The 12,103-nt window shown below is 71.0% G+C and carries 9 protein-coding genes; 4 read left to right on the top strand and 5 right to left on the bottom strand.

Features of this window, described 5'->3' with window-relative positions:
- Window positions 1-26 precede the first annotated feature (26 nt).
- Together OIE69_RS21075 and OIE69_RS21070 are read right to left on the bottom strand one after the other, a co-directional pair.
- On the bottom strand, window positions 27-470 hold the full coding sequence (locus tag OIE69_RS21075) for an SseB family protein (RefSeq protein WP_089227507.1): 444 nt from the start codon (window positions 468-470) through the stop codon (window positions 27-29).
- 21 nt (window positions 471-491) lie between these two features.
- Window positions 492-2,600, bottom strand: a complete 2,109-nt coding sequence (locus tag OIE69_RS21070) for an ATP-binding SpoIIE family protein phosphatase (RefSeq protein WP_326573810.1) — start codon at window positions 2,598-2,600, stop codon at window positions 492-494.
- A gap of 108 nt (window positions 2,601-2,708) precedes the next feature.
- Between OIE69_RS21070 and aspS the strand changes: the two genes are divergently transcribed.
- Window positions 2,709-4,478 carry an aspartate--tRNA ligase gene (aspS, locus tag OIE69_RS21065; RefSeq protein ID WP_089227509.1) on the top strand — a complete coding sequence of 590 codons (1,770 nt, stop codon included), beginning with the start codon at window positions 2,709-2,711 and terminating at the stop codon, window positions 4,476-4,478.
- A 90-nt stretch (window positions 4,479-4,568) separates the two neighbouring features.
- On the opposite strand, the gene OIE69_RS21060 is transcribed toward aspS, so the two are convergent.
- From OIE69_RS21060 to metG, 3 genes are all read right to left on the bottom strand, one after another.
- A complete protein-coding gene (locus OIE69_RS21060; RefSeq protein ID WP_326573806.1) occupies window positions 4,569-4,757 on the bottom strand; it encodes a PIN domain-containing protein in 189 nt (62 codons plus the stop codon).
- Window positions 4,758-5,217: 460 nt separating this feature from the next.
- Window positions 5,218-5,763 carry a hypothetical protein gene (locus OIE69_RS21055; RefSeq protein ID WP_326573804.1) on the bottom strand — a complete coding sequence of 182 codons (546 nt, stop codon included), beginning with the start codon at window positions 5,761-5,763 and terminating at the stop codon, window positions 5,218-5,220.
- The gene (gene metG / locus OIE69_RS21050; protein ID WP_326573802.1) at window positions 5,763-7,490 is read right to left on the bottom strand and encodes a methionine--tRNA ligase; all 1,728 of its coding nucleotides are present in this window, start codon (window positions 7,488-7,490) and stop codon (window positions 5,763-5,765) included. Before metG ends, OIE69_RS21055 begins: the two co-directional genes overlap by 1 nt.
- Before the next feature lie 135 nt (window positions 7,491-7,625).
- On the opposite strand from metG, the gene OIE69_RS21045 reads away from it, so the two are divergent.
- The 3 genes from OIE69_RS21045 to OIE69_RS21035 all read left to right on the top strand — a co-directional run bounded on the left by OIE69_RS21045 (window position 7,626) and on the right by OIE69_RS21035 (window position 12,027).
- Entirely contained in the window at window positions 7,626-8,702 is a 1,077-nt protein-coding gene (locus OIE69_RS21045; RefSeq protein WP_326573800.1) for an AI-2E family transporter, read from the top strand.
- Between the two features lie 109 nt (window positions 8,703-8,811).
- Window positions 8,812-10,641 carry an acyl-CoA dehydrogenase gene (locus tag OIE69_RS21040; protein WP_326573798.1) on the top strand — a complete coding sequence of 610 codons (1,830 nt, stop codon included), beginning with the start codon at window positions 8,812-8,814 and terminating at the stop codon, window positions 10,639-10,641.
- A 96-nt stretch (window positions 10,642-10,737) separates the two neighbouring features.
- Window positions 10,738-12,027 carry a M18 family aminopeptidase gene (locus tag OIE69_RS21035; protein ID WP_326573796.1) on the top strand — a complete coding sequence of 430 codons (1,290 nt, stop codon included), beginning with the start codon at window positions 10,738-10,740 and terminating at the stop codon, window positions 12,025-12,027.
- Window positions 12,028-12,103: the final 76 nt, after the last annotated feature.

Genomic DNA, 12,103 nt, shown 5'->3' with positions numbered 1-12,103 from the left:
CCGGTTTCCGTGGGATGAGGGACGGATCAGCCGTACATCCGCCGCATGGTGAACTCCACCATCTGCTCGACCGCCTTCGCGTCGAACACCATCCGGTGCTCGCCCTCCATGTCCAGCACGAAGCCGTAGCCGGTCGGCAGCAGGTCCAGCACCTCGGCACCCGTGATCACGAAGTACTTGGACTCCTTGCCGGCGTAGCGGCGCAGCTGCTTCAGCGAGGAGAACATGGGGATCACCGGCTGCTGCGTGTCGTGCAGCGCCAGGAAACCGGGGTTGTCACCGCGCGGGCAGTACACCTTGGACGTGGCGAAGACGGCCTGGAAGTCCTCGGCCGACATCGAGCCCGTCGTGAAGGCGCGGACCGCGTCCGCCAGTGAGGGCGGTGACGGCTCGGGGTAGCTCGCACCCATCGCCGCGCCGCCCATCGGCGGCGCGGCCCCTGCCATCCCGTTCTGGTCGTAGCCGTACACGGCACACAGCGTATCGGGCCGCTAGCCCGCCATGGGCGCCTCGTGGAGTTCGAACCAGATCGCCTTGCCGTCACCCAGCGGATCCACGCCCCAGGCGTCCGCCATCTCCTGCAGGAGCAGCAGGCCGCGACCGGAGGCGGCCATCTCGCCCGGGGTGCGGCGGTGCGGCATCTCGTCGCTGCGGTCGGTCACGTCGACCCGCAGCCGCCGGACGCCGGGGACGCCGAGCAGCTGCGCGCCCAGCACCGCGTCGTCGTCGGTGTGCAGCAGCACGTTGGTGAGCAGCTCCGACACCAGCAGCACGGCCGCGTCCACCTGGTCGCCGGACGTCCAGTCGTGCAGCAGCTCGCGGACCTCCTCCCGGGCCGCCCGCAGCTGACGGGCGTCGGTCTGGGCGACGGTGAGCACGCTGCGCCGCACCGGGACGTCGCGGTGCGCCCCCACGGGGTCGCGTCGCACCAGCAGCAGCGCGACGTCGTCCTCACGGCGGTCGGCGAGCGGGCCCGTCAGATGGTGCGAGGCCGGGCCGTGCACCATCTCGACCAGGGTGTCGGCGAGCGCCTCCAGCCCGTCGTCGACCGCGTCCTCCAGCACCGGGCGGAGCCGCCGGAACCCGGAGTCGAGGTCGTGGCCACCGGTCTCGATCAGGCCGTCCGTGCAGATCAGCATCGTCTCGCCGGGCTCCAGGGTGAGCCGCGTGGTCGGGTAGTCGGAGTCGGGGGCGATCCCCAGGGGGAGGCCTCCGGCCGTGCGCCGGACGATCGTCGTGCCGTCCGCGAGCCGCACGACCGGGTCCAGGTGACCGGCCCGCACCACGTCCAGGGTGCCGTCCGCCGGATCGACCTCCATGTAGAGGCAGGTGGCGAAGCGGGCGTCCTCGCTCTCGGCGGAGCACTCGGTGAGCCCGGCCAGGAAGCGGGACGTCCGGGACATCACCGCGTCCGGGCGGTGCCCCTCGGCGGCGTACGCGCGCAGCGCGATGCGCAACTGCCCCATCACCCCCGCCGCGCGGACGTCGTGGCCCTGCACGTCACCGACGACCAGCGCGGTGCGCCCCGACGGCAGGTCGATCACGTCGTACCAGTCGCCGCCCACCTGCAGCCCGCCGCCGGTCGGCACATAACGGGCGGTCAGCGTCATGCCCTCGACCTCCGGCCGCCGTCCCGGCAGCATCGCGCGCTGCAGCCCGTCGGACAGCTCCCGCTCGGACTCGTGCAGATGCGCCCTGGACAGCGCCTGGGCGAGCATCCGGGCGACGGTGGTCAGCACCGACCGCTCGTCCGGGGTGAAGGTGACGCGTTCGCGGAAGGCGGCCATCCACGCGCCGATCGTGCGACCCGCGGCGACCAGCGGCAGATACGCCCAGGACGACCGCCCGAAGTCCCGCACCAGCGGCCATGTGGCCGGGAAGCGCTCCTCGTACGCCTGCGGGCTGGGCAGGTAGACCGCACGGCCGGTGCGCACCACGACCGCCGCCGGGTACTCCGTGCCGAGCGGCATGTCCAGGAAGGGCACCTCGTCGCCCGGCTGCTGCCCGTGGAACCCGATGGCGCGGAGCCGGTCGCCCTGGACGCCGAAGACGGCGAGGCGGTCGGGGGAGAACCCCGGCATGGACAGGTGGGCGGCCACGCGGAGCACCTCCTCGGTGCTGTCCGCCTCCGCCAGCGCCCGGCCCGCGTCGAGCAGGAAGGCCTCGCGGGACCGCCGCCGGTCCGCGGGGGCGGCGGGTGCCGCCCCGGTGGGCCGGGTGCCGGTGCCCGCCCCGGCGATCGCGTGCACCGCGGGCGCCTCCTGCAGCGTGCCCACGATCTCCTCCGGCCGGCCGGCGGCGGAGGGGAGCCCGAAGGTGCGCATCACCACCGTGCGGACGACCCGTCCGTCCTCCCGGACCACGCGCAGCAACGACTCCGAGGAGGTGCCCTCGGCTATCGCCAGGGCGACCGCCGCCGACATGTCCACGTAGTCGGAGGCGTGGTAGCAGGCCCTGGTCACCCCCGAGTGGACCTTCTGCGGCAGGGGCGGAAGCCCTATCAGCCCGGCGCTCACGGCGTCGAGCTCCACCGTGTCGGTGGCGCTGTCCCAGCGCCAGACGCCCGTGCCGAGCGAGGCCAGCACGTCCTCGATGCGCATTCGCATAGTTTATGGTTTTCCGCGGCTTTCATACGAATGGGGTCGGGCGCGCGTACCCCCGTAGACTGGGGAGGCCTCATCCCCGAAATCAGACGACTTGGATGAACGATGCATCGGTACCGGTCCCACACCTGCGGTGAGCTGCGCGCCACCGACGTAGACGCGGAAGTGCGCCTGAGTGGTTGGCTGCACAATCGCCGGGATCTGGGCGGCATCCTGTTCGTCGATCTCCGGGACCACTACGGGGTGGTCCAGCTCGTGGCCCGCCCGGGTTCGCCCGCGTACGAGGCACTGAGCCACCAGTCCAAGGAGTCGGTGCTCCGCGTCGACGGACGCGTCGTCGCCCGTTCGGGGGAGAACGTCAACCCCGACCTGCCCACCGGCGAGGTCGAGGTCGAGGTCTCCGAACTGGAGGTGCTCGGCGCCGCCGACCAGCTGCCGTTCCCGGTCTTCCCCGAGGACAACGCGAACGAGGAGATGCGGCTCACCAACCGCTTCCTCGACCTGCGCCGTGCCCGCATGCACCGCAACATCATGCTGCGCACCCAGGTCATCAGCTTCCTGCGCCGTGAGATGACGGCGCTCGGCTTCAACGAGCTGGCCACGCCGATCCTGTCCGCGACCTCCCCCGAGGGCGCACGTGACTTCCTGGTGCCCTCCCGCGTGCACCCGGGCACCTTCTACGCGCTCCCGCAGGCCCCGCAGCAGTTCAAGCAGCTGCTGATGATCGCGGGCTTCGACCGCTACTTCCAGATCGCGCCCTGCTTCCGCGACGAGGACAGCCGCGCCGACCGCTCGCCCGGCGAGTTCTACCAGCTCGACGTCGAGATGAGCTTCGTCGAGCAGGAGGACGTCTTCGGGGTCATCGAGAAGGTCATGACCGACCTCTTCGAGGAGTTCGGCGGCGGCCGCCACGTGACCTCGCCGTTCCCGCGGATCCCGTTCCGCGAGTCGATGGTCAAGTACGGCAACGACAAGCCCGACCTGCGCGCCCGCCTGGAACTGGTCGACGTCTCGCCGGTCTTCGCCGACTCCGGGTTCAAGGCCTTCGCCGGCAAGCACGTCCGCGCCCTGCCGGTGCCGGACACCGCCGAGCAGCCGCGCAAGTTCTTCGACAACCTCGGCGACTACGCCGTCGAGCAGGGCGCCAAGGGCCTGGCCTGGGTCCGGGTCGGCGACGACCTGACCCTCACCGGCCCGATCGCCAAGTTCCTCACCGAGGACGACGTCAAGGCGCTGCTCTCCGCCGTCGACGCCAAGCCCGGCCACGCGATCTTCTTCGGCGCCGGCGAGTTCGACGAGGTCTCCAAGATCATGGGCGCCGTCCGGGTCGAGGCCGCGAAGCGGGCCGGTCAGTTCGAGGAGAACGTCTTCCGCTTCTGCTGGATCGTCGACTTCCCGATGTTCGAGAAGAACGAGGACACCGGACAGGTCGAGTTCTCCCACAACCCGTTCTCCATGCCGCAGGGCGGCCTGGAGGCGCTGGAGACCAAGGACCCGCTGGACATCCTCGCCTGGCAGTACGACATCGTCTGCAACGGCGTCGAGCTGTCCTCCGGCGCCATCCGGAACCACGAGCCCGCGATCATGTACAAGGCCTTCGAGATCGCCGGCTACGACCGGGACACCGTCGAGCACGAGTTCGGCGGCATGCTCCGCGCCTTCCACTTCGGCGCCCCGCCGCACGGCGGCATCGCCCCGGGCGTCGACCGCATGGTCATGCTCCTCGCGGACGAGCCCAACATCCGCGAGACCATCGCCTTCCCGCTCAACCAGAACGCCCAGGACCTCCTGATGGGCGCCCCGAGCCAGGTCGACGAGGCCCGTCTGAAGGAGCTGCACCTCGCGCTGCGGCTGCCCCCGGAGAAGAAGGCCTGACGGCCCGCACCACGCCGTGACGCCGAAGGGCCCGGAACCGTACGGTTCCGGGCCCTTCGGCGTCTGCCCGGGTCGTGCGCCGTCGCGCCGTCAGCCGACGACCTCGACCGCGCAGCGGATCCCGGACGCCCGGGCCATCCGTCCGTCGGTGGTGAGGAGCGGGCAGCCGTACGCCTCCGCGGCGGCCACGTACGCCGCGTCGTAGGCGGTGAGACCCCGGAGTTCCCAGATACGGGGCAGCAGACGCGGGTCATCGGAACGATGGGGTCGAGCCAGCACAGTGCCTCCACCGCGTCCGCGGCACGGCCGGCAGTGCGGTCGTCCGCGGCCAGGGCGCTACGGCAACGCTCGCCGGTCGTGCCTTCGTCCAGGAGCGAGAAGGCGAAGACGGACGCATCGACGACGATCACTGATCGCCTCCCGGCACACCGAGTTCCGCGTCCCGCTCGGGCCGCGCCGCACGCAGCGCGTCCGCGACATCGCCTTCGGAAAGCCGGGGGCCGTACGTGGACCTCGAGAACTTCGAGGACGGCCAGGTTGTCCCTGCGCCGTACCTCGTCGCGTACGAGGTCGAACAGATACGCCTGAAGCGACTGACCGCGTTCCTCGGCCATGGCCGCGAGGCGGTCGCGCAGTTCCTCGGGCACGTCGCGGATCTGGAGAGCGACCATATGGACAGTGTTGCCCGCATGCATGCACATGTGCATGCATGGGCGGGAGGCGACGCGCGGCCCGGCGCTCAGCCGTCCAGGGCGACGAGCGCGACCACCGGGTGGGCGGGGTCGCTGTCGTCGACGGCGACCCCGCGGTTGTAGGCGCCGTGGCCCGCGGCGGCGGGCGCGTGGTCGCCGGCGTAGCGGGCGTGCGCGAGGCCGCCGGCGGCACGGCGGCAGGGGTCGGCGGGGGGCTCGCCCACGCGCAGTGCCTGGACGTCGGGGCCGAGCGGGCCGAAGCCTGATGCGGAGAGGAACTGCTTCAGGCCGGCTGCCGTGGTGCGGAAGCGCAGTTGGAGGTCGTGCTGACCGGACAGCCCGCCGCCCTGTGCGAGGTAGTGCACGTCCTGCGGGTCGTCCGGCAGCCGCAGGCCGAAGCGCTCCGCGGCCTGCTCGAGCGTGACGTTGCTGCCGCGGCACGCGCCGTCCGGTCCCGGGGCGGCGCCGGAGCGGCGGTCGCCCGAGCCGGTCAGGGAGACCGCGAGGATCACCCCGGCCACCACCAGCACCAGGGTCAGGCCCACCGCGAGGATCAGCACCAGCGGGGACCTGTCCCTGGCCGTGGCGGGCATCAGGCGGCCTCCGGCTCCCCGCCGAAACGCTCCCGGTAGGACTCCAGGTCCTCCTCGGTGATCTTCGCGAAGAGCACCGGCGGGACGGTGAAGGCCGTGCCCGCCGGGACGGCGGCCAGGGCGCGGGCCTCCTCGGGGGTGACCCACACGGCGGTGTCGTCCGTCAGGGCGAAGGCACCGCGCATGGCGGCGGCCGTGGCCGGGATGAAGGGCTCGGAGACGACCGCGTAGAGGTGGATCAGGTTCATGGCCGTGCGCAGGGTCAGGGCGGCGCCGTCGGCGTCCGTCTTGATCTCCAGCCAGGGGGCCTTCTCCTCCAGGTAGGAGTTGCCGGCGCTCCACAGTGCGCGCAGTGCCTGCGCCGCCTTGCGGAACTGCAGGTCCTCCATGTGCCGCTCGTACTCGGCGAGGAGCTCGGCGATCTGCTCGCCGAGGCGCCGCTCGGCCTCCCCGGCCTCCTTGCCGGCCGGCACCTCGTCACCGAAGCGCTTGCGGGAGAAGGACAGCACGCGGTTGACGAAGTTGCCGAGGGTGTCGGCGAGGTCCTTGTTGACCGAGGCCGCGAAGTGCTCCCAGGTGAAGGACGTGTCGTCGGACTCGGGCGCGTTCGCGATCAGGAAGTAGCGCCAGTAGTCGGCGGGCAGGATCTCCAGGGCGGCGTCGGTGAAGATGCCGCGCCGCTGCGAGGTGGAGAACTTGCCGCCGTAGTAGTTCAGCCAGTTGAAGGCCTTGACGAAGTCGACCTTCTTCCACTTGTCGCGGGTGCCCAGCAGGGTGGCCGGGAACATCACGGTGTGGAAGGGGACGTTGTCCTTGGCCATGAACTCGGTGTAGCGGACGTCGGTGTCGACGTCGTACCACCACGAGCGCCAGTCGCGCTCCTCGCCCTCGGGCGCGGCGTCGGACCACTCCTTGGTGGCGCCGATGTACTCGATCGGGGCGTCGAACCAGACGTAGAAGACCTTGCCCTCGGCCGCCAGCTCCGGCCAGGTGTCGGCCGGCACCGGCACGCCCCAGTCCAGGTCGCGGGTGATGGCACGGTCCTGCAGGCCCTCGGTCAGCCACTTGCGGGCGATGGAGGAGGCGAGCGTCGGCCAGTCCTTGCCGTGCTCGTCGACCCAGGCCTCGACCTCGTGGGAGAGCTTGGACTGGAGCAGGAAGAGGTGCTTGGTCTCGCGGACCTCGAGCCGGCTGCTGCCGCTGATCGCGGAGCGCGGGTCGATCAGGTCGGTCGGGTCCAGGACGCGGGTGCAGTTCTCGCACTGGTCGCCGCGGGCCTTGTCGTAGCCGCAGTGCGGGCAGGTGCCGACGATGTAGCGGTCGGGCAGGAAGCGCTCGTCGTCCAGGGAGTAAACCTGGCGGATGGCGCGCTCCTCGATGAAGCCGTTCTGCTTCAGCTCGCGCGCGATGGCCTGGGTGATCTCGACGTTCTGCTGCGAGGAACTGCGGCCGAAGTAGTCGAAGGAGAGCGCGAAGCCGTCGTAGACCGCCTTCTGCGCGTCGTGCTGCCGGGCGCAGAACTCGGCGACCGGCAGCCCGGCCTCCTGCGCGGCGAGCTCGGCCGGGGTGCCGTGCTCGTCGGTGGCGCAGATGTAGAGGACCTCCTGGCCGCGCTGGCGCAGGTACCGGGAGTAGACGTCGGCCGGGAGCATGGACCCCACCATGTTGCCCAGGTGCTTGATCCCGTTGATGTACGGAAGGGCGCTGGTGATGAGGTGTCGAGCCATTGCCGGCTGCTCCCAAGTCGCTACTGTGGGTGAGGAATTCCTCTACGGACCGTCAATATCGTATCCGACCGACACGGGCCACCCGTTCGCCTTTTCCGGCATGCGGACAAGGGGGCCCCGTGATCACCTGGGCAGGTGGACGCGCCCCTTCTGCCGGCCTCCGCGCGACGGACGGCCGCGTGGTGCGCCGTCGCGCTGCTGGTGGCCGGCGTGGGCGCGCTCGTGGTCTGGCTCGTCGTCACCTTCGCGGCGGTGGTCACGCCCGTCCTGCTGGCCCTGCTGGGCAGCGCCCTGCTGGGCCCCCTCTACCGGCGGATGCGGGCCGTCAAGGTGCAGCGGTCGGCGGCCGCGGCGCTGACCTGCGTGGCGCTGGTGGTCTTCGTGGCGGGCGTGGGGTTCGTGGTCGTCCACAGCCTGCTGGAGACCGGGGACGAGATCGTGGCCTCGCTCAAGGAGGCGGCCCGGAAACTGCTGCCACGCCTGGGCGCGTCGGGGGGCTCGCTGAACGACACCATCGACAGCCTCAAGTCCTTCGCCACCAAGTACGGTGCCCGCGCCGCCTCCGGGGTGGTGTCCGGGATCAGCATCGTGGGGCAGCTCATCGCCACCGCCGTGCTGGCCCTGCTGCTGACCTTCTTCTTCCTGCGCGACGGCGCCCGCTTTCCCGCACTGCTGCGCGAGGCCGCCCCGAACGGCACCGGTCCCCTGCTGGAGCGGATCGCCCACCGCGCCTTCGCCGCGGTCCAGGGCTTCATGCGGGGCACGACCGTGATCGCGCTGATCGACGCCGTGCTCATCGGCATCGGCCTGCTGATCCTGCGGGTGCCGGGAGCGGCGGGCCTGGCCGCACTGGTCTTCGTCGGCGCCTACATCCCCTACCTGGGGGCGTTCATCTCCGGCGCGGTGGCGGTGCTCGTCGCGCTCGCGGACCGGGGCTGGGTGATCGGCCTGTGGGCCCTGGGGGTGGTGCTGGCGGTGCAGGTGCTGGAGGGGCACGTGCTGCAGCCGATCGTGCAGAGCCGCACGGTGCACATGCACCCCGCGCTGGTACTGCTGGCGATCACCGCCGGGGCCAGCCTGGCGGGCATCCTCGGGATGCTGCTCGCGGTGCCGATCGCCGCCGCCGCCTTCGGGGCCCTGGACGAACTCCGGCACCGGGAGCCGGATGTTCCTCCAGAAGTCGAAGGTCCTCCGTCACATCCGGCCGGGTAGGGGTTGTTTTTATTACCGACGGGTAGCATCATTACCGATCGGTAAGTGATAAAGCTGCGAGGACTGGCACCCTTCCCGCCGTCCGACCGACCCCGACGGAGCCGTCGCCATGGGCCACTACAAGTCAAACCTTCGCGACATCGAGTTCAACCTCTTCGAGGTCCTCGGACGCGACACGCTGTACGGGACCGGCCCGTTCGCCGACATGGACGTCGAGACCGCCAAGGACATCCTGTCCGAGGTCGCGCGCCTGGCGGAGAACGAGCTCGCCGAGTCCTTCGCGGACGCCGACCGCAACCCTCCGGTCTTCGACCCGTCGACCAACACCGCCCCGGTGCCCGACTCCTTCAAGAAGAGCTACAAGGCCTTCATGGCCTCCGAGTACTGGCGCCTGGGCCTGCCCGAGGGCATCGGCGGCACCACCGCCCCGCCGTCCCTGATCTGGTCGTACGCGGAGCTGATCCTCGGCTCCAACCCGGCCCTGTGGATGTACTCCTCCGGCCCGGCCTTCGCCCGCATCCTCTTCGAGGAGGGCAACGAGGTCCAGAGGAAGATCGCCGGGATCGCGGTCGAGAAGACCTGGGGCTCCACCATGGTCCTCACCGAGCCGGACGCCGGCTCGGACGTGGGCGCCGGCCGAGCCAAGGCCGTCGAGCAGGAGGACGGCTCCTGGCACATCGAGGGCGTGAAGCGCTTCATCACCTCCGGCGAGCACGACATGGAGGAGAACATCCTCCACTACGTCCTCGCCCGCCCCGAGGGCGCCGGCCCCGGCACCAAGGGCCTGTCCCTCTTCCTCGTCCCCAAGTACCTCTTCGACTTCGAGACCGGCGAGCTGGGCGAGCGCAACGGCGTCTACGCCACCAACGTCGAGCACAAGATGGGCCTGAAGGCCTCCAACACCTGCGAGATGACCTTCGGCGACAAGCACCCCGCCAAGGGCTGGCTCATCGGCGACAAGCACGACGGCATCCGCCAGATGTTCCGCATCATCGAGTTCGCCCGCATGATGGTCGGTACGAAGGCGATCTCCACCCTCTCCACCGGCTACCTCAACGCTCTGGAGTACGCCAAGGAGCGCGTGCAGGGCCCGGACCTCGCGCAGTTCATGGACAAGTCCGCGCCCAAGGTCACCATCACCCACCACCCCGACGTGCGCCGCTCCCTGCTGACGCAGAAGGCCTACGCCGAGGGCATGCGCGCCCTGGTCCTCTACACCGCCTCCGTCCAGGACGCGATCGCCGCCGCCGAGGCGTCCGGCGAGGAGGAGAAGGGCCTCGAGGCGCTCAACGACCTGCTCCTGCCGATCGTCAAGGGCTACGGCTCCGAGAGGGGCTACGAGCAGCTCGCCCAGTCCCTGCAGATCTTCGGCGGCTCCGGCTTCCTGCAGGAGTACCCGATCGAGCAGTACATCCGCGACGCCAAGATCGACACCCTCTACGAGGGCACCACCGCGATCCAGGGCCAGGACTACTTCTTCCGGAAGATCGTCCGCAACCAGGGCACCGCGCTCACCGCCCTCTCCGAGGAGATCAAGAAGTTCCTCGCCGAGGCCACCGGTGGCGAGGAGCTCTCCGTGGCCCGCGAGCAGCTGGCCAAGGCCGCCGTGGACCTGGAGGCCATCGTCGGCAAGATGCTGAGCGACCTCGCCGCCACCGAGCAGGACGTCAAGAACATCTACAAGGTGGGCCTGAACACCACCCGCCTGCTGATGGCGTCCGGCGACGTGGTCGTCGGCTACCTGCTGCTCAAGGGCGCCGCCGTCGCCGCCGCGAAGCTGGCCGCCGGCGCCTCCGCCAAGGACACCGCCTTCTACACCGGCAAGATCGCCGCCGCGAGGCACTTCGCCGCCGAGGTCCTGCCCCAGGTGTCCGTCGCGCGGTCCGTCGCCGACGGCGTCACCCTCGACGTCATGGACCTGCCCGAAGAGGCGTTCTGACCCGGCCCTGACCGGTTCCGGCCGGGACCGGTACGGGCGACGACGGCCCGCTCCTCCCACGAGGAGCGGGCCGTCGCGCGTCCTTATGCTTGAAGCATGAACCCTCAGCCCCACTTCGGCCGCGGCCACACCGACGACCTCGCAGCTTTCCTCACCGCCAGCCCGTCGCAGTACCACGCGGTCGCGAGCGCCGCCGAGCGTCTGGAGAAGGCCGGATTCCAGCAGGTGGCGGAGACCGAGGCGTGGGGCGCCGAGGCGGGCGGCAGGTACGTGCTGCGGGGCGGCGCGATCATCGCCTGGTACGTGCCCGAGGGCGCAGGACCCGCCACCCCCTTCCGGGTGGTCGGCGCGCACACCGACTCCACCAACCTGCGCGTCAAGCCGCGTCCCGACTCCGGCTCCTTCGGATGGCGCCAGATCGCCGTCGAGATCTACGGCGGCGCCCTCCTCAACACCTGGCTCGACCGCGACCTGGGCCTGTCCGGCCGGCTGGTGCTGCGCGACGGGACGACGACGCTGGTCAACGTCGACCGGCCGCTGCTGCGGGTGCCGCAACTCGCCGTCCACCTCGACCGCGGTGTCAACGACAACGGCCTCAAGCTCGACAAGCAGCGCCACATGCAGCCCGTCTGGGGCCTCGGCGAGGTCAAGGAGGGCGACCTGATCGCGTTCCTCGCGGAGGAGGGCGGCGTGGCCGCCGCCGACGTCGTCGGCTGGGACCTGATGACCCACGACGTCCAGCCGCCCGCCTACCTCGGCCGCGACCGGGAGTTCCTGGCCGCCGGCCGGCTCGACAACCTGCTCTCGGTACACGCCGGCACCGCCGCCCTGGCCGCCGTCGCCGGGGCGGACCTGCCCTGCATCCCCGTGCTGGCCGCCTTCGACCACGAGGAGACCGGCAGCGAGTCCGACACCGGCGCCCTCGGCCCGCTCCTCGGCAACGTCCTGGAGCGCTCCGTCTTCGCCCGGGGCGGCAGCTACGAGGACCGCGCCCGCGCCTTCGCCGGCACCGTGTGCGCCTCCGCCGACACCGGTCACGCCGTCCACCCCAACTACGCCGAGAAGCACGACCCGACGCACCGCCCGATGCCCAACGGCGGCCCGATCCTCAAGGTCAACGTCAGCCAGCGCTACGCCACCGACGGCACCGGCCGCGGCATCTTCGCCGCCGCCTGCGAGCGGGCCGGCGTGCCCTGGCAGTCCTTCGTCTCCAACAACGCCATGCCCTGCGGCACCACGATCGGCCCCCTCACCGCCGCCCGGCACGGCATCACGACCGTGGACGTCGGCGTGCCGATCCTCTCGATGCACTCCGCGCGCGAACTGTGCGGCGCCGACGACCCGTTCCTGCTGGCCGGCGCCCTGAAGGCGTTCCTGGAGGGCTGAGCCACGCGCCACCCGGTGAAGTCCGCCCCCCGCGGGCGGACTTCACCGGCATCCGACGGTCATGAGATCCCCGCCC

The sequence above is a fragment of the Actinacidiphila glaucinigra genome (assembly GCF_035918135.1).
Lineage (GTDB): Bacteria > Actinomycetota > Actinomycetes > Streptomycetales > Streptomycetaceae > Actinacidiphila > Actinacidiphila glaucinigra.
The sequence above is the reverse complement of the archived record's forward strand: the minus strand, read 5'-3'. Positions and strand labels throughout refer to the sequence as shown.

Excerpts from the sequence above, each read along its gene's own strand:
- OIE69_RS21040 (WP_326573798.1), top strand. The coding sequence starts at position 8,812 with ATGGGCCACTACAAGTCAAACCTTCGCGACATCGAGTTCAACCTCTTC.
- OIE69_RS21055 (WP_326573804.1), bottom strand. The coding sequence starts at position 5,763 with ATGCCCGCCACGGCCAGGGACAGGTCCCCGCTGGTGCTGATCCTCGCG.
- OIE69_RS21070 (WP_326573810.1), bottom strand. The coding sequence starts at position 2,600 with ATGCGCATCGAGGACGTGCTGGCCTCGCTCGGCACGGGCGTCTGGCGC.
- metG (WP_326573802.1), bottom strand. The coding sequence starts at position 7,490 with ATGGCTCGACACCTCATCACCAGCGCCCTTCCGTACATCAACGGGATC.
- OIE69_RS21035 (WP_326573796.1), top strand. The coding sequence starts at position 10,738 with ATGAACCCTCAGCCCCACTTCGGCCGCGGCCACACCGACGACCTCGCA.
- aspS (WP_089227509.1), top strand. The coding sequence starts at position 2,709 with ATGCATCGGTACCGGTCCCACACCTGCGGTGAGCTGCGCGCCACCGAC.